Genomic DNA, 16,099 nt, shown 5'->3' with positions numbered 1-16,099 from the left:
CACCTTGCTTTCGGTTTCACATGATAGGTATGAAGCGGGAAGGGGCAAGTCAACTGCGGCGGCATCAGCCATGACAAATGAGCTTGGCGACATTGGGTTCGGCTATCGGCCGCGCGCGGCCTATGCCAGCGATCCGGCCAAGTCGCGCGGGCGGCTGTTCGACGAGGTGGAGAGCCCGACCCGCACGCCGTTCCAGCGCGACCGCGACCGCATCATCCATTCGACGGCCTTTCGCCGGCTGAAGCACAAGACGCAGGTATTCGTCGCCCATGAAGGCGATCACTATCGCACAAGGCTGACGCATTCGATCGAGGTGGCGCAGATCGCACGCGCTCTGGCGCGGGCGCTGCGCGGCGACGAGGATCTCGCCGAGGCGGTGGCGCTGGTGCACGATTTCGGCCACACGCCCTTCGGCCATACCGGCGAGGAAGCGCTGAACGAGAAGATGGCCGCCTGGGGCGGCTTCGACCACAATGCGCAGTCGCTGCGCGTGGTGACGCGGCTGGAGCGGCGCTATGCCGAATTCGACGGGCTGAACCTTACCTGGGAAACGCTGGAAGGGCTGGTCAAGCACAATGGACCGCTTACGGATGCGAACGGAAAGGGGCTGAAAGGCCCGGTGCCGCAAGCGATCCGCGACTATTCGGAGTTGCATGACCTGGAACTCGACCGTTTCGCCGGCATCGAGGCGCAATGCGCGGCGATCGCCGACGACATTGCCTACAACACCCATGACATCGACGATGGGCTGAGATCGGGCTTCCTGACGCTGGACATGCTGGAAGACGTCACTTTGCCGGGCTCGATCCTGAAAAGCGTGCGAGCACGCTATCCGGCGCTCGATGACGTGCGCACCGGACACGAACTGATGCGCCGGCAGATCACCATGATGGTCGAGGACGTGATTGCCTCCACCACCGCCAACCTCAAGCGCCTCAAGCCTGAAACCGCCGATGCGGTGCGGGCGGCGGGAGAGACGATGGTGACCTTCTCGGCCGATATGGCGGCGACCGAGAAGGGACTGAAGGCCTTCCTCTACAAGCACCTCTACCGCCACAGCGAGGTGATGCGCGTGCGTGGCGACGCCGAACAGATCGTCAGGGACCTGTTCGACGTCTATTTCGCCGACCCGCGCGCCATGCCCGATGGCTGGCGCGAAGGGCTCGATAGGGCGCAGGACCGCATCAAGGCGCGCAGCGTCGCCGATTTCCTGGCGGGCATGACCGACACCTATGCCTTGAAGGAACACCGCCGTTTGTTTGACCATACGCCGGATTTAAGCTAGGGCGGGCGCGATTTTGCCGGCCAACGAGCCGGTCACCCCGCAAAGCCGCCAGAGCCATACCCATGAATATCTTCGCCGATTTCACCGCGCGAATCATCAAAGCTGTCGAAGCGCTTGATTTGAAAGACAAGGACGGCGCATCGCCCGACCTGTCGCGCATCGCTGTCGAGCCGCCGCGCGACGCCAGCCATGGCGATCTCGCGACCAATGCGGCGATGGTGCTGGCCAAGCCCACCGGGCAGAACCCGCGCGCGCTGGCCGAAAGACTGGCCGAGGCGTTGCGCACCGATGCCGACATCTCGGCCGCCGACGTCGCCGGTCCCGGCTTCGTCAATCTCAGGCTCAAGGACGGCTTCTGGCAGGCGCATCTCACGGCCTTGCTCGGCGAGGGCCGCAACTATGGCCGCTCGACCATCGGCGGCAACAGGAAGGCCAATGTCGAGTATGTCTCGGCCAACCCGACCGGCCCGATGCATGTCGGCCACTGCCGAGGCGCCGTTGTCGGCGATACGCTGGCCAATCTGATGGCCTTCGCCGGCTACGACGTGACCAAGGAATATGTCATCAACGATGCCGGCTCGCAGATCGACGTGCTCGGCCGTTCGGTGATGCTGCGCTACCGCGAGGCGCTTGGCGAGGCGATCGGCGAGATACCACCGGGTCTCTACCCCGGCGACTATCTCGTTCCGGTCGGCCGGGCGCTGGTCAAGGAATTCGGCGGCAAGCTGCTGCAGATGCCGGAGGACGAGGCGCTGGCCATCGTCAAGGACCGCACGATCGACGCCATGATGGCGATGATCCGTGGCGACCTGGCGCTGCTCAACGTGCATCACGACGTGTTCTTCTCCGAGCGCACGCTGCATGCCGACAATGCCAGGAAGATCCGCGCGGCGATCAGCGACCTGACGCTGAAGGGGCATATCTACAAAGGCAAACTGCCGCCGCCCAAGGGCGAGAAGCCGGACGATTGGGAAGACCGCGAGCAGACGCTGTTCCGCTCGACCGCGGTCGGCGACGACATGGACCGGGCGCTGGTCAAGTCGGACGGCTCGTTTACCTATTTCGCCGCCGACGTCGCGTATCTCAAGGACAAGGTCGACCGCGGCTTCGTCGACCTGATCTATGTGCTGGGCGCCGACCATGGCGGCTACGTCAAGCGGCTCGAAGCGCTGGCGCGTGCGGTTGCCGGCGACGAGGTCAAGCTCACCGTGCTGCTCTGCCAACTGGTGAAGCTGTTCCGCGACGGCGAACCAGTGCGCATGTCGAAACGGTCGGGCGATTTCGTTACGCTGCGCGAAGTGGTGGAGGAGGTCGGCCGCGACCCGATCCGCTTCATGATGCTCTACCGCAAGAACGATGCACCGCTCGATTTTGATTTCGCCAAGGTCACCGAGCAGTCCAAGGACAATCCAGTGTTCTACGTGCAGTACGCCTCGGCGCGCTGTCATTCGGTCTTCCGGCAGGCGAGCGAGCAGCTGGGCGAGGCCAATTTCGACCGCAACCGGCTGGCCGCGGCAGTGGCGTCGCTGACCGACGAGGGCGAAATCGGCCTGATCCGGAAGCTGGCTGAATATCCCCGGCTAATCGAATCCGCGGCCCTTGCGCTGGAGCCGCACAGGCTGGCATTCTACCTCTACGATCTGGCGTCCAGCTTCCATGGACATTGGAACCGGGGGACCGACAATCCCGACTTACGTTTTGTTAAGGTTAACGACCGACAATTGACGTATGCCAGACTAGGGCTGGTGCAGGCTGTATCGGACGTTTTGACGTCCGGCCTAACGCTTATTGGGGCTGATGCGCCCACGGAAATGCGTTAGGTTTGACTAAAAAACCTGTCACCTTTTGCCCACATTGCGCTGGTATGGGCCAACCCTGCGCGACGTCCATGGCGTCCGAATGTGTGCGAGTTCGGGAACAATAATGGCAGACAGAACCCAGCTGAGAACAGCCGACCATAACGACATCGCTGACGATGATCCGTTCGCGGAATTGACCCGGATCATGGGTTTCGACCCGCGCCAGCCGGTAAAGCCGCAGGCGCCTGCCGCGCCGAAGGCTGCTCCGGCCGACCAGCTTGCCGAAGAGGGCGATTTCGATATCGACCTCGAGAAGGAGCTGATGGGCGAATTCAGCGCCGATGAGGGCGCCGCGCAGCGCCAGGAGCCGGCTTTCGAATCTGTTGCCGCCAGGATGAACGACGAGCTTGCTGCATCGCTCGAACAGGATTTCGTGTTCGACGACCCTGCGGATCACTTTGCGCCCGTCGCCGAGGTTGCTGCGCCGCAGGTCGAGGCTGCCTTCGGTGATGATTTCGATCAGGCGGTTGCCAGCTCGCTGGAAGACGTGTCGCCGCTCGACGACGACATGCCGATGGACGCCGAGCTTGCCGCTTCGCTCGATCAGGAATTCCAGCTCGACGATCATCCCACGGCCGACACGGCTGAACATGAAGCAGAGCACGCCGCCGCGGAGCAGGTCGCGCCGGCGGTCGAAGCCGCATTCGACGACGATTTGGACAATGCCGTATCCCTGTCGCTTGAGGACGAGCTGACGCTCGACGATCACGCGCCGCTCGACGATGAAGTGCCGGCAGAAGATCATCATCACGCAACTGCCGCCGCTGTCGAATATCCGGCGCCGGTCCAGATTGCCGAGGAAGCCGACCGTCAGATTCCCGAAGCGGAGTTTTCCGACCATTTCGACGAGGCGATGGCCGATGTCGAAATGGATATGGCCGACGTCGATATGGATTTCGATGTCCGTGCCGAAGAACCGACCGAAATCGATGAGCCTCTGGCTGTCGAAGCGCCTGTCGAGGCTGTCGAAGCACCTGTCGAGGCGGCTTATGTCGCCGAAGCCGACAATGATGATGTGCCCGAGATTGATGCTCGCGAGGTTGCCGCGCAGGGCGCGTTTGACGACGATTTCGACCTCGGCATCGACGAGGGGCCGGCCGAGGCGGCCGAAGAGCAGGTTGCCGAAAGCGCCGCCGCGGAGCCGACGGTGCCCGCTGCGGTTGCGGCCGAGCCGGCAAAACCGGTTGCCGCAGACGATCGGAGCCTGGAAGACGAACTGAACGCGCTGCTTGGCGCCATGACCGCGCGGCCGGTTCCCGTCGCCGCGAAGGAGCCCGAGCCGGTTCAACAGCCGGCTGTCGTGGCGGAAACGGCCGCTGCCCAGCAGGCCGATCCCATCGAAGAACTCGATTGGGATCTTGACGAACATGAGCCTGCTGAGACGCAGCAGCATCATGAGGCGGCCCAGGCTGCCGACGCCGATCTCGACATTGATCTCGCCGGCGAGCTCGATGGTGAGGATTTCAGGGCTGAGACTGTGACAGCTGCCGACGTCGCGTTCGACGACGAGGCGTTCGATGCCGCCTTTGCCAAGGGTATCAACCTTGGCCAGGAATCGGACCTTGGTCACGATGTATCGGACCGTGGTCACGACGAGTCGGACCCTGGTCACGACCAGTCCGACCTTGGCCACGACGGATCGGACAGTGGTCACGATGTATCGGACCTTGGTCACGATGAAGCGGGACGCACCGCTGTCGGGGAAGGCTTTGCCCATTCGGCGGACTGGATGCGCTCAACGCCGCCAGAGCCGGCCCGTTCGTGGAGCCGGGTGACACCGGTCGCCGCGCCCCCTGTGCAGGCCTCGTTCTCGGCCCAGCCTATGGCCTCGGCGCCGCCGGTTGCTTCAGCGCCGGCTTCCGCGGCGCCCGCGTACCAGCAGGAGCCGGTCGAAGAGGTCGCCGCCCAAGTCGAGCCCGAGCCGGTGCGGCACGAACAGCCTCGCCATGACGAGATGCCCGATGTCGAGACGGTCGATGTGCCGGAGCGCGTCGTCGCGCTGGCCGACGACCTCGATATTCCCGAGCTCAATTTCGAGGAAGATCAGCCGGCTGCGTCCGCCTATGACGACCTCGAAGCCGAATTCGCCGGTCTGCTGACCGAGATGAACGCCCCCGAGGTGGCCGCGACGCCGGCGCGCAGCACGACCTATGAAGACGACACCTACAGTGCCGGGTTCAAGCCGGGCTATGACCGCGACGAAGCACCCGCCTATGCGGCGAAGCCGGCCGAAGTGCTTGCCGCGACGGCGGCCGCTTCCCACGCTGCTGCAGCGAGCAGCTTCGACATGGACAATCTGCCCGGCAGCAAGCCGGTTTCGCAGGCTGACGATTTCGCCATCGACGAGCTCGACTACGATCCTGAACTGGACGAGGCGATGTCGGTGCCCGGTCTGGCTGAGCGCGAGGCTGCAAAGCCGCGCAGCCGCGGCCTGATGGTGGCCGCGATCGTCGGCGCGGTGGCGATCGCCGGTGGCCTCGGCGCATTTGCCTTGTCGCTCGGCGGCAAGGGCGGCAGCGAAGCGCCCGTGATCGTCAAGGCCGACAACGCGCCGATCAAGGTCAAGCCTGAAAACCCGGGTGGCGCCGTGGTGCCGAACCAGGACAACAAGGTCTATGACGCGGTGGCCAAGGGCACCAAGCCGGCTGAACCTGTGCAGGAGAAGCTGGTCACCAACACCGAAGAGCCGGTGGACGTGAAAACCAAGGAGCCGGAAAGCCGCGTCGTCGATCTTTCACCCGACGATACCGATGCCGCTCCCGGCACGGATGCAGCGGGTAATGCCCCCGCGGCCGCGATGCCAGGCGTGGATACTTCCGGGAATGCCGATGCCGCGCCGGCGCCGAAATCCGAGGACCGCATCGCGCAGGTTCTTCAGGAGGCCGACAAGGGGACCAACCCGGAAGTCGCCGCCGTTGCGCCGCGCAAGGTCAGGACCATGATGGTCAAGCCCGACGGTTCGCTGGTTCCGCGTGAGGATCCGGCGCCGCAGGTTGCCGCAGCCGAGCCGACCGATCCAGCACCGCAACTTGTCGCTCCGGCGGCGCAGTCCGACGCGGAGCAGACCGGCACCGTGGCGCCAGCGACCGATCAGGCAAGCGATCAGCCGACCGATCAGGTTGCTACCGATCAGGCCGAGACCGCCAGGCCGCTCGAGCCGGCGGCAGCCCCCACGCCGAAGGCCGAAGCCAAGGCCCCGTCCGCCAGCACGCAATCGGCGAATACGTCGGCCACGGTTCCAGTGCCGCCGCAGCGCCCGTCCGATCAGCCGGTCGACGTGGTCGGCGAGGTCAAGCCCGACCAGGTCGCCTCCATATCGCCGACCGCAGCAGCGACAGGCGGTGGTTCGTGGTCGATGCAGATCGCTTCGCAGCCGACGGTCGAGAGCGCCCAGTCGACCTATCAGGACCTGCAGCGCCGCTATGGCAGCGTGCTTTCCGGCCGCACCGCCAACATCGTCAAGGCCGAGATCGCCGGCAAGGGAACCTTCTACCGGGTTCGCGTTCCGGCGCAGTCGCGCAACGACGCGATCAATCTGTGCACCAGCTACAAGGCGGCCGGCGGCAACTGCTTCGTGTCGCGCTGATCAGTTGAAACCACACGAAAACCGGCGCGGCCGAATGGCCGCGCCGGTTTTTTCATGTGGAAGCTCCCGGGCATTCCGAGGCGGGCGATCCGGGATGATTCCCTTTGTCCGCATGAAGCTCTAAGCTTGTTGTCATGACCGAATCAAAATCCATGATCCTCGGCTGTGCCGGGAAATCGCTGACCCCAGACGAAATCCGCTTCTACCGCGGCGAGCGGCCCTGGGGTTTCATCCTGTTTGCCCGCAACATCGGCGAGCCCGAACAGATCCGCGATCTGGTCGCCTCGATGCGCGACTGCATCGGGCGTCCGGACGCGCCGGTGTTCATCGACCAGGAAGGCGGCCGGGTGCAGCGCCTGCGGCCGCCGCTGGCGCCGAACTATCCGGCCGGCGGCGCGCTTGGCGCACTGTGGCGGAACGACCGTGACGCGGGCACGCGCGCAGCCTGGCTGATGGCGCGGCTGCATGCTTTCGATCTGCTGCGCCTCGGCATCACCGCCGACTGCCTGCCGGTGCTCGACGTGCCGATCGAGGGCGCCAGCGACGTTATCGGCGCGCGCGCCTATGGCAAGGAGCCAGGCGCCGTCATCGAGCTTGGCCGCGCGGCCGCCGAAGGCCTGATGTCGGGCGGTGTGCTGCCGGTGATGAAGCACATTCCCGGGCACGGGCGGGCCTTTGCCGACACGCATTTCGAACTGCCGACCGTCGATACGCCCATGGACGAGTTGCGGCGGCATGATTTCGCCCCGTTCAAGGCGCTCAACCATCTGCCGATGGCGATGACGGCGCATGTCGTCTACAGCGCCATCGATGCGAGCAATCCGGCGACGACCTCGGGCAAGGTCGTCAACGACATTATCCGCGGCGACATCGGCTTCGACGGGCTGTTGATGAGCGACGACACCTCGATGAAGGCACTTTCTGGGGATTTCCCGACAAAGGCGGCCGCGATCCTTGCGGCGGGCTGCGATCTCGTCCTTCACTGCAATGGTGTTTTCGAAGAGATGTCCGGCATTGCATCACGGACGACGGGGCTTCAAGGCAAGTCGCTTGCGCGCGCGGAGCGCGCACTGACCTATATAAAGGACCGCGACGCGGCTGAAGAAACCGCGATACGCGCCGAGTTTGCCACCTATTTCGATGCGGTGGCCTAAGCAGAGGAAGAGACAAAGGCAGTGGCGGAAACATTGGACAGCAAGGCCGCGAAGGCCGCACCGATGGACCGTCTGTGGGCCGAGAACGACGATTCCCGGCTGACTGGCGATCCGTCGCTGGTCGTCGACGTCGCCGGTTTCGAAGGCCCGCTCGATCTGCTTCTGCACCTGGCGCGCAACCAGAAGGTCGACCTGGCGCGCATCTCGATCCTGGCGCTGGCCGAGCAATATCTGGCCTTCGTCGAGAAGGTGAGAGCGCTGCGGCTGGAGCTTGCCGCCGACTATCTGGTGATGGCGGCATGGCTTGCCTTCCTGAAGTCGAAGCTTCTGATCCCCAAGCAACCGGGCGAGGAAGGCGAAAGCGGCGAGGAACTGGCGGCGGTGCTACAGTTCCGCCTGAAGCGGCTGGAAGCCATGCGCGACGCCTCGGCGAGGCTGGTCAACCGCAACCGGCTCGGCCGCGACGTGTTTGCGCGCGGCATGCCGGAAATGGTGATCATCGAGAAGCGCAACGCCTATTCGGCCTCGCTCTACGATCTCTTGACCGCCTATGCGCAGCAGCGCCAGAAGCAGGCGATCAACAATGTGACGATCGCCAGGCGCGGCGTGTGGTCCCTCAAGGACGCGCGCGACATCCTGATCAGGCTGGTCGGGACGTTGCCTGACTGGACCTCGCTGGACTCCTTCCTGATCGAGTATCTGTCCGCCCCGGAAGATCGGCGCACGGCGGTCGCCAGTTCGTTTGCCGCGACGCTCGAACTGGTGCGTGAAGGCAAGATGGAGATGCGGCAGGACCAGGTGTTCGCGCCGCTCTATCTGCGCGGTCGCGCGCAAGGCATCAAGGCAGTCGAGGTGGTAGCATGAGCGAACGCGCCAACGCTTCGGTCATTCCGTTCAAGGTCGACGACGAGACCGAGGAAGGCGCCGTCGAGCAGGGGATGGTCGAGAACCCGGCCGAGCGGCTGCTCCTGTCGGAAGCTGTGCGCATGGCCGAGGCGATCATCTTCGCCAGCGCCGAGCCGGTCAGCGAAAAACAACTGGCCGCGCGCCTGCCGGACGGCATCAGCATTGCCGCGGCGATGGAGGATCTGCAGCAAATCTACGCCAAGCGCGGCGTCAATCTGGTGCGCGTCGGTGATGCCTGGGCCTTCCGCACTGCTGGCGACCTCGCCTTCCTGATGAGCCGCGATACCGTTCAGCAGAGGAAGCTTTCGCGCGCGGCGCTCGAAGTGCTGGCGATCATCGCCTACCACCAGCCGGTGACGCGCGCCGAGATCGAGGACATCAGAGGCGTCGAAACGTCAAAGGGCACGCTGGACACGCTGATGGAGACGGAGTGGGTGCGGATGCGTGGCCGGCGCAAGACGCCCGGCCGTCCCGTGACCTACGGCACCACCGAGAGCTTCCTCGACCATTTCGCGCTGGAGGAGATCCGCGATCTGCCCGGCATGGAGGAACTGAAGGGCGCCGGGCTGCTTTCCACCCGTATGCCGTCGAATTTCTCGGTGCCGCTGCCGCCGGCGGACCCGGATGCGCTGACCGAGGACGAGGATCCGCTGACCGACATCGACCTCGAGGAACTCGGCCTGCTGACGCCGCGCGTCACGGAAGATTGACTGCAAGCCGCTGTCAAAAGTCGCGTTCCGCCTGTAGATGCGCCGATTGGTAGCGGGCCGCACCGCCGAAAATGCGTGACATCCGGCGCGCCTTCATAAACTTTGTCGCGGTTCTGTTTGAATCCCAACGCGAATGCGCATAGATCATCGCCAGGGAAAACGTTCGAGAGAGATTTGCAATGGGTTCATTTTCGATTTGGCACTGGCTGATCGTGCTGGTGATCGTGCTGCTGGTGTTCGGCCGCGGCAAGATTCCCGAGCTGATGGGCGACATGGCCAAGGGCATCAAGAGCTTCAAGAAGGGCATGGCCGACGACGAAGTTGCCGACGACAAGCGCACCGTCGAGCACCGGGCCGACGAAACCGTTTCGGCGGCGAAGGAAAAAGCCAGCAAGAGCTGAGCCCAAGGTTGTTGCTTTGTGCATGTCGTTGTCCCAAAACCGCGTCGCACTTTTGAGCGACATGCATTAGTCGGAACAGATTGCCATGTTTGAAGTCGGCTGGACCGAGATGCTGGTGATCGCGATCGTCATGATCGTGGTCGTCGGGCCGAAGGATTTGCCCAATATGCTGCGCACCTTCGGCCGCACGACGGCAAAGCTGCGCGCCATGGCCGCCGACTTCCAGAAGCAGTTCAACGAGGCGCTGAAGGAAGCCGAACTAGACGACGTCAAAAAGTCGGTCGATACCCTTCGGGGCCTCAATCCGGCGGCCGAGATCCGCAAGCAGCTCAACCCGTTCGAGCAGGCGGCAGCCGATGTCCGCGCCGGCGTCGACGCGGCAATGAAGCCGAAGCCGGCCGTCGATCCCGCAGCGCCGGCGGCGGAGACGCCGCAGGCGGCCGAGCCGCTGAAGAACGGCGCCACGGTGATGCCCGGTGTCAACGGACCGGAAACGGTGCCGGCCGCTCCGATCTTTCCGGCGATGACCGACGATGCGGTGGTGACATCGGCAGTGGCTGCAACGCCAGCGCCGCAGAAGGCACCGGTGAAGAAGCCGGCGGCATCGAAGCAAGCCAAGGCTGCGGCGGCCAAGGCAGCACCGGCTAAGCCAGCGCTTGCAAAAGTTGCCAAGCCTGCAGCCGCCAAGGCGGCGGCAAAGGCTGAGCCGAAGCCTGCGCCGGCGAAAAAGCCGGCGGCCAAGAAGACGGCGGGAGCCGCCAAGTGAGCGTTTCGGATACGGAAAAGGACGAGATCGAAAAGTCGTCGGCTCCGCTGATGGAGCATCTGATCGAGTTGCGCCGGCGGCTGATCTGGTCGATCGGCGGCTTCTTCATCGCCTTCCTCGTTTGCTTCTTCTTCGCCAAGCGGCTGTTCAACCTTCTGGTCGTCCCGTTCAAATGGGCGACGCAGTGGGCGGGGCTCGACCCGCACAAGGTCGAGCTGATCTACACGGCGCCGCAGGAATTCTTCTTCACCCAGGTCAAGCTCGCCATGTTTGGCGGCATGGTCATCGCCTTTCCACTGATCGCCACGCAGATCTACAAATTCATCGCGCCCGGCCTCTACAAGAACGAGCGCAACGCCTTCCTGCCGTTCCTGATCGCCTCGCCGATCCTGTTCCTGATGGGTGCGTCGCTGGTCTACTTCTTCTTCACGCCGATGGTGATGTGGTTCTTCCTCGCCATGCAGCAGGCCGGCACCAACGACCAGGTGCAGATATCGCTGCTGCCGAAAGTGTCGGAATATCTCAGCCTGATCATGACGCTGATTTTTTCCTTCGGCCTGGTGTTCCAGCTGCCGGTGGTGACCAGCCTGATGACGCGCGTCGGCATGCTGTCGTCCAAGGCGTTGGTCGAGAAGCGCAGATGGGCGATCGTCATCGCCTTCGTGGTGGCGGCCGTGCTGACGCCGCCGGATCCGATGAGCCAGATCGGCCTCGCCATTCCGACCATCCTGCTCTACGAGGTCGCCATCTGGTCGGCGCGGCTGATCGAGCGGAGCAAGGAACGGGACCGCCTGGCGCGCGAGAAACAGGACGCCGCGGCGGAAGCGGCGGAGAAGGCGGCGGACGCGTCCTCGACGCAGGCTCCAAGCTAGGCAGAAGCCGAAAAAGGTGACGGGCGTGTTTCGCCCGTCTTGCATCGTCAAGGGATGCGGTTTACGCCCTCTGGCCTTAGCCAGGGACGAAACAAACCATGCTTGACATCAAATGGATTCGCGACAACCCGAAGACCCTTGTCGAGGCGCTGGTGAAGCGCTCGTGGTCGGGTGATGACGCGCAATCCACCGTCGATGACCTGATCGCCAGGGACGAGGCGCGGCGCGAGCATCTGACAGAACTGCAGACCAGGCAGGAACGCCGCAATGCCGCCTCGAAAGAGATTGGCAATGCCATGCGTTCGGGCGACGCTGCCCTTGCCGAAAAGCTGAAAGCGGAAGTCGGCGAGATCAAGGCCTTCATCCAGAACGGCGAGGCGCGCGAACGCGAACTCGACAAGGCGCTGAACGATGCGCTGGCGGTGCTGCCCAATGTGCCGCTCGACGACGTACCGGTCGGCAAGGACGAGCACGACAATGTCGTCACGCGTACCGTCGGCACTGTGCCGACGCGGCCGAACTGGGTGAAGGAGCATTTCGAAATCGGCGAAGCGCTAGGCATGATGGATTTCGAGCGCGCGGCAAAGCTGTCGGGTTCGCGCTTCACGGTGCTGAAGAGCGGGCTGGCGCGGATGGAGCGCGCGCTTGGCCAGTTCATGCTCGACCTGCACACGACCGAGCACGGCTATGAGGAAGTGATCCCGCCGCTGATGGTGCGCGATGAGGTTCTGTATGGCACCGGGCAGCTGCCGAAATTTGAGGATGACCTGTTCTTCACGCCGCACGGAGACGGCAAGCTGGGCTTGATCCCCACCGCCGAAGTCCCGCTCACCAACCTCGTACGCGAGGACATAACCGCGCATGAAAAGCTGCCGCTGCGCTATACGGCGCTGACGCCGTGCTTCCGTTCAGAAGCAGGCTCGGCTGGGCGTGATACGCGCGGCATGCTGCGGCAGCACCAGTTCTACAAGGTCGAGCTGGTGTCGATCACCGACCAGGAATCCTCGCTGGCCGAGCACGAGCGGATGACCGCGTGCGCCGAGGAGGTGCTGAAGCGGCTCGGCCTGGCGTTCCGCACCATGACGCTGTGCACCGGCGACATGGGTTTTGGCGCGCGCAAGACTTACGACATCGAGGTCTGGCTGCCCGGCCAGAACGCCTATCGCGAAATCTCGTCCTGCTCGGTCTGCGGCGATTTCCAGGCGCGGCGCATGGACGCCCGCTACAAGGACAGGGACGGCAAGGGCAACCGCTTTGTCCACACGCTAAACGGCTCGGGCACCGCCGTCGGCCGCGCTCTTATTGCTGTCATCGAGAACTACCAGAATGAGGATGGCAGCGTAACCATTCCTGAAGCGCTTCGGCCTTACATGGGCGGTCTGGCAAAGATCGAATCGAAATAATGCGCATCCTGCTTACCAATGATGACGGTATCCATGCCGAGGGCCTGGCGTCGCTCGAGCGCATTGCCCGCACGCTGTCGGACGATGTCTGGGTGGTGGCGCCGGAGCAGGACCAGTCCGGCTACGCGCATTCGCTGTCGATCTCGGAGCCGCTGCGGCTGCGCAAGATTGGCGAAAAGCACTTTGCCGTGCGCGGCACGCCGACCGATTGCGTCATCATGGGCGTGAAGAAGATTCTGCCGGGAGCGCCGGACCTGATCCTGTCCGGCGTCAATTCGGGCGCCAACATTGCCGACGACGTCACCTATTCCGGCACCGTCGCCGGGGCCATGGAAGGCGCGCTGCTCGGCATCCGCTCGATCGCGCTCAGCCAGGCCTACTCCTATGTCGGCGAGGATCGCGTCGTTCCCTACGAGACCACCGAGGCGCTGGCGCCGGCGCTCCTCAACAAGCTTGTCGCCATGCCGCTGCCGGATGGCGTGCTGCTCAACGTCAATTTTCCGAATTGCCTTCCCGAAGAAGTCGCCGGCACCGTCGTGACCTCGCAAGGCAAGCTTGTGCACAGCCTGTGGGTCGATGAGCGACGCGACGGGCGCGGCCTGCCTTATTACTGGCTGCGCTTCGGCCGCGAGCCGGTCGAAGGCAAGAAGGGCACGGATCTCCACGCCATGCGCAACCGGCTGGTGTCGGTGACGCCGCTGCAGCTCGATCTCACCGCCCACGAAATCCGCGACCAACTGACCAAGGCACTTTCATGACCCTGCCACTCGACGACCGCGAAGGTTTTGCCGCCTTCCTGCTGCGCTTGCGCGGCCGGGGCGCGGTGCCGAAGGCATTGATCGCGGCTTTCGAGGCGACGCCGCGGCGCGGCTTCCTCTCCGGACAGTTTCATTCCTTCGCCTGGTCGGACGGCATGCTGCCGATCGAGTGCGGTGAGGCGATCGAGGGCGCTGACCTGCAGGCCGCGGTGATTGCGGCTTTGGCCATCGAGCCGGGCAACCGGGTGCTCGAGATCGGCACCGGATCGGGCTACACGGCAGCGGTGATGTCGCGGCTGGCAGCGCGCATCGTCACCATCGACCGCTACAAAACGCTGACCGAGCAGGCCAGGCAGCGCTTCGAGGCGCTCGCCATCGGCAATGTCGTTGCCCGGCAGGCGGACGGTTCCAATGGATTGGCCAATGAGGGACCGTTCGATCGCATCGTCGCCTGGGCGGCCTTTGACAGCCTGCCACGCTTCCTGCTCGACCAACTGTCGAGCGGCGGCATCGTCATCGCGCCGATCGGCCCGGAAGAGGGTGAGCAGGTGGTGGCCAAGCTGACCAAGGTCGGCAGCCGTTTCGAGCGCGAGGACATCGGCATCGTGCGGCTGCAGCCGATCCTGCGCAGCGTCGCTGCTGTGATCTAGCAGCGCACTCGAATATTTTAAGAAAATTTTCGCCAGATTCTAAGGGGTTAACCGGCCAGTAACATTAACGCGCTTTAATCATGCCTAGTTTGTACCGGGTCTGTGCGGGTTAGTGCGATGCAATTCAGTGTTTTGAAGGCAAACGGACGCAATCTGGCGCGTGGCTGCGCCGTCCTCATGATTGCAGGCGCCGCCGCGGGATGCAGTTCCCAGGTGGCGCGATTCAACGGTGTCGACGACGTCTTCACCTCCTCGACCAACAACCAGCGCGCCATCATCGACAAACAGGACGCCGCCCAGCCTTATCCGGGCGATGTCGCGGCATCTCCCGCACCGGTCGATGGCAGCCACACCCAGTCGGTCAGCCGCTCCAGCCTGGAACCGGTCTCGGTGCAGCAGCTGCCGCCGGTCTCGCAGACCGCCCCGGCCGCCGCAAATCCGGTGCGCACCGCTTCGGCCCCGGTGCTGGCGCCTCCCGCCACGCATGTCGACAGGACGACCACCGGCACTGTCGCCCCGGCGGCAAAGCCGTTCAAGGACGCGCAGCCCGACGAGCCGAAAATGGCGACGGCGGCCGCTACGCCGCACGCAACCGAGATTGTGGTCAGGGACGGCGAGACGATTTCCGGCCTGGCGCACCGCTATAAGGTGCCGGCCGATGTGATCATGAAGGTCAACGGGCTGAGCGCGACCAAGGGATTGAAGACGGGCCAGAAGCTGGTCATCCCGGCCTATGCCTATTCAAGCAAAGCGACGCAGTCGAAAGTTGCCGACACGAAGCCGGCGAACAGCCCCAAGCCGCCGGCTACCGCGCCGGAGAAACTCGCCGTGCTGCCACAGCAGCCGAAGCTCAAGGACGGCAAGTCCGCCGCGCAGGTCGACGCATCGGCCGCCGCGAGCGATCCGAAGAACGCCAAGCCTGCAATGCAGGCGGTCGCGGCCAAGCCGGCAGGCGCCGGCGGCACCTACACGGTCCAGCAAGGCGACTCGCTGTCCGCCATTGCCAGGAAGACCGGCGTCAGCGTGACCGCGCTCAAGCAGGCGAACGGCATGCAGGACGGCCTGCTCAAGATCGGCCAGACGCTGAAGGTTCCGGCCGGCGGGACAGTGACAGTCGCCGCCGCCAAGCCGGTCAAGGTCGACCCGGTGACGACCGCGACCACGCAGCCGGCGGCCAAGCCGACCGAAACGCTGGCGTCCTACACGCCGCCGAAGAAAGATGCCAAGGTCATCCAGCAGGCCGAGGATGACGACGCGGTGGCGCCGAATGCGACGGGCATCGGCAAGATGCGCTGGCCGGTGCGCGGCCGCGTGATCTCCGGCTTCGGTTCCGGCAAGGACGGCGTCGACATCGCGGTTCCCGAGGGCACGCCAGTCAAGGCGGCCGAGAACGGCGTCGTCATCTATGCCGGCGACGGCCTCAAGGAGTTCGGCAACACTGTCCTGGTGCGCCACGAAAATGGGCTGGTCACCGTCTACGGCCACGCCAGCTCGATCGAGGTGCAGCGCGGCCAGAAGGTCAAGCGCGGCCAGGAGATCGCGCTATCCGGCATGAGCGGCACCACCGACTCGCCGAAGCTGCACTTCGAAGTGCGCAAGAACTCGGCCCCGGTCGATCCGTCGGGCTATCTGGAATAGAACAATAAACGATTGCGGGCCGTCTGACCTCCAGTCCGGCTTGCCGGCTCAGCCCGCTCCGCAAGGGGCGGGCTTTTTCAGCGGCACACGGCATCGGAGCCGCGTTGGGCA

13 protein-coding genes are annotated in these 16,099 nt (G+C 64.4%); all 13 read left to right on the top strand.

What is annotated here, in order from left to right; genetic code table 11:
• The first annotated feature begins 70 nt into the window (after window positions 1-70).
• The 13 genes from A6B35_RS21235 to A6B35_RS21175 all read left to right on the top strand — a co-directional run bounded on the left by A6B35_RS21235 (window position 71) and on the right by A6B35_RS21175 (window position 15,988).
• On the top strand, window positions 71-1,285 hold the full coding sequence (locus A6B35_RS21235) for a deoxyguanosinetriphosphate triphosphohydrolase (protein ID WP_006203458.1): 1,215 nt from the start codon (window positions 71-73) through the stop codon (window positions 1,283-1,285).
• 62 nt (window positions 1,286-1,347) lie between these two features.
• A complete protein-coding gene (gene argS / locus A6B35_RS21230; protein WP_006203459.1) occupies window positions 1,348-3,105 on the top strand; it encodes an arginine--tRNA ligase in 1,758 nt (585 codons plus the stop codon).
• A gap of 103 nt (window positions 3,106-3,208) precedes the next feature.
• Window positions 3,209-6,730, top strand: a complete 3,522-nt coding sequence (locus A6B35_RS21225; RefSeq protein ID WP_006203460.1) for an SPOR domain-containing protein — start codon at window positions 3,209-3,211, stop codon at window positions 6,728-6,730.
• A 134-nt stretch (window positions 6,731-6,864) separates the two neighbouring features.
• Window positions 6,865-7,884: a beta-N-acetylhexosaminidase gene (nagZ, locus tag A6B35_RS21220; RefSeq protein ID WP_006203461.1), complete on the top strand. Its 1,020-nt coding sequence runs from the start codon at window positions 6,865-6,867 to the stop codon at window positions 7,882-7,884.
• Window positions 7,885-7,947: 63 nt separating this feature from the next.
• Window positions 7,948-8,748 carry a segregation and condensation protein A gene (locus A6B35_RS21215; RefSeq protein WP_050900753.1) on the top strand — a complete coding sequence of 267 codons (801 nt, stop codon included), beginning with the start codon at window positions 7,948-7,950 and terminating at the stop codon, window positions 8,746-8,748.
• Window positions 8,745-9,500: an SMC-Scp complex subunit ScpB gene (gene scpB, locus A6B35_RS21210; RefSeq protein WP_006203463.1), complete on the top strand. Its 756-nt coding sequence runs from the start codon at window positions 8,745-8,747 to the stop codon at window positions 9,498-9,500. Before A6B35_RS21215 ends, scpB begins: the two co-directional genes overlap by 4 nt.
• 179 nt (window positions 9,501-9,679) lie before the next feature.
• The gene (locus A6B35_RS21205) at window positions 9,680-9,901 is read left to right on the top strand and encodes a twin-arginine translocase TatA/TatE family subunit (RefSeq protein WP_006203465.1); all 222 of its coding nucleotides are present in this window, start codon (window positions 9,680-9,682) and stop codon (window positions 9,899-9,901) included.
• A gap of 85 nt (window positions 9,902-9,986) precedes the next feature.
• Complete coding sequence (gene tatB / locus A6B35_RS21200) at window positions 9,987-10,667, top strand: Sec-independent protein translocase protein TatB (RefSeq protein WP_006203466.1); 681 nt, start codon at window positions 9,987-9,989, stop codon at window positions 10,665-10,667.
• A complete protein-coding gene (gene tatC / locus A6B35_RS21195; RefSeq protein WP_006203467.1) occupies window positions 10,664-11,539 on the top strand; it encodes a twin-arginine translocase subunit TatC in 876 nt (291 codons plus the stop codon). The genes tatB and tatC overlap by 4 nt, the downstream gene beginning before the upstream one ends.
• 98 nt (window positions 11,540-11,637) lie before the next feature.
• The gene (gene serS / locus A6B35_RS21190; RefSeq protein ID WP_006203468.1) at window positions 11,638-12,942 is read left to right on the top strand and encodes a serine--tRNA ligase; all 1,305 of its coding nucleotides are present in this window, start codon (window positions 11,638-11,640) and stop codon (window positions 12,940-12,942) included.
• Window positions 12,942-13,700: a 5'/3'-nucleotidase SurE gene (gene surE / locus A6B35_RS21185; RefSeq protein WP_006203469.1), complete on the top strand. Its 759-nt coding sequence runs from the start codon at window positions 12,942-12,944 to the stop codon at window positions 13,698-13,700. The genes serS and surE overlap by 1 nt, the downstream gene beginning before the upstream one ends.
• Window positions 13,697-14,350, top strand: a complete 654-nt coding sequence (locus A6B35_RS21180; RefSeq protein ID WP_006203470.1) for a protein-L-isoaspartate(D-aspartate) O-methyltransferase — start codon at window positions 13,697-13,699, stop codon at window positions 14,348-14,350. Before surE ends, A6B35_RS21180 begins: the two co-directional genes overlap by 4 nt.
• A gap of 117 nt (window positions 14,351-14,467) precedes the next feature.
• Window positions 14,468-15,988 (top strand): peptidoglycan DD-metalloendopeptidase family protein, encoded by a 1,521-nt coding sequence (locus tag A6B35_RS21175; RefSeq protein ID WP_006203471.1) that lies wholly within the window; start codon window positions 14,468-14,470, stop codon window positions 15,986-15,988.
• Window positions 15,989-16,099: the final 111 nt, after the last annotated feature.

This window comes from Mesorhizobium amorphae CCNWGS0123 (assembly GCF_001686985.1).
GTDB classification, from domain to species: domain Bacteria; phylum Pseudomonadota; class Alphaproteobacteria; order Rhizobiales; family Rhizobiaceae; genus Mesorhizobium; species Mesorhizobium amorphae.
This window is presented reverse-complemented; position numbering and strand designations above follow the sequence as displayed.

Excerpts from the sequence above, each read along its gene's own strand:
- surE (WP_006203469.1), top strand. The coding sequence starts at position 12,942 with ATGCGCATCCTGCTTACCAATGATGACGGTATCCATGCCGAGGGCCTG.
- A6B35_RS21205 (WP_006203465.1), top strand. The coding sequence starts at position 9,680 with ATGGGTTCATTTTCGATTTGGCACTGGCTGATCGTGCTGGTGATCGTG.
- nagZ (WP_006203461.1), top strand. The coding sequence starts at position 6,865 with ATGACCGAATCAAAATCCATGATCCTCGGCTGTGCCGGGAAATCGCTG.
- A6B35_RS21180 (WP_006203470.1), top strand. The coding sequence starts at position 13,697 with ATGACCCTGCCACTCGACGACCGCGAAGGTTTTGCCGCCTTCCTGCTG.
- A6B35_RS21225 (WP_006203460.1), top strand. The coding sequence starts at position 3,209 with ATGGCAGACAGAACCCAGCTGAGAACAGCCGACCATAACGACATCGCT.
- tatB (WP_006203466.1), top strand. The coding sequence starts at position 9,987 with ATGTTTGAAGTCGGCTGGACCGAGATGCTGGTGATCGCGATCGTCATG.
- A6B35_RS21175 (WP_006203471.1), top strand. The coding sequence starts at position 14,468 with ATGCAATTCAGTGTTTTGAAGGCAAACGGACGCAATCTGGCGCGTGGC.
- A6B35_RS21215 (WP_050900753.1), top strand. The coding sequence starts at position 7,948 with ATGGACCGTCTGTGGGCCGAGAACGACGATTCCCGGCTGACTGGCGAT.
- serS (WP_006203468.1), top strand. The coding sequence starts at position 11,638 with ATGCTTGACATCAAATGGATTCGCGACAACCCGAAGACCCTTGTCGAG.
- A6B35_RS21235 (WP_006203458.1), top strand. The coding sequence starts at position 71 with ATGACAAATGAGCTTGGCGACATTGGGTTCGGCTATCGGCCGCGCGCG.
- scpB (WP_006203463.1), top strand. The coding sequence starts at position 8,745 with ATGAGCGAACGCGCCAACGCTTCGGTCATTCCGTTCAAGGTCGACGAC.
- argS (WP_006203459.1), top strand. The coding sequence starts at position 1,348 with ATGAATATCTTCGCCGATTTCACCGCGCGAATCATCAAAGCTGTCGAA.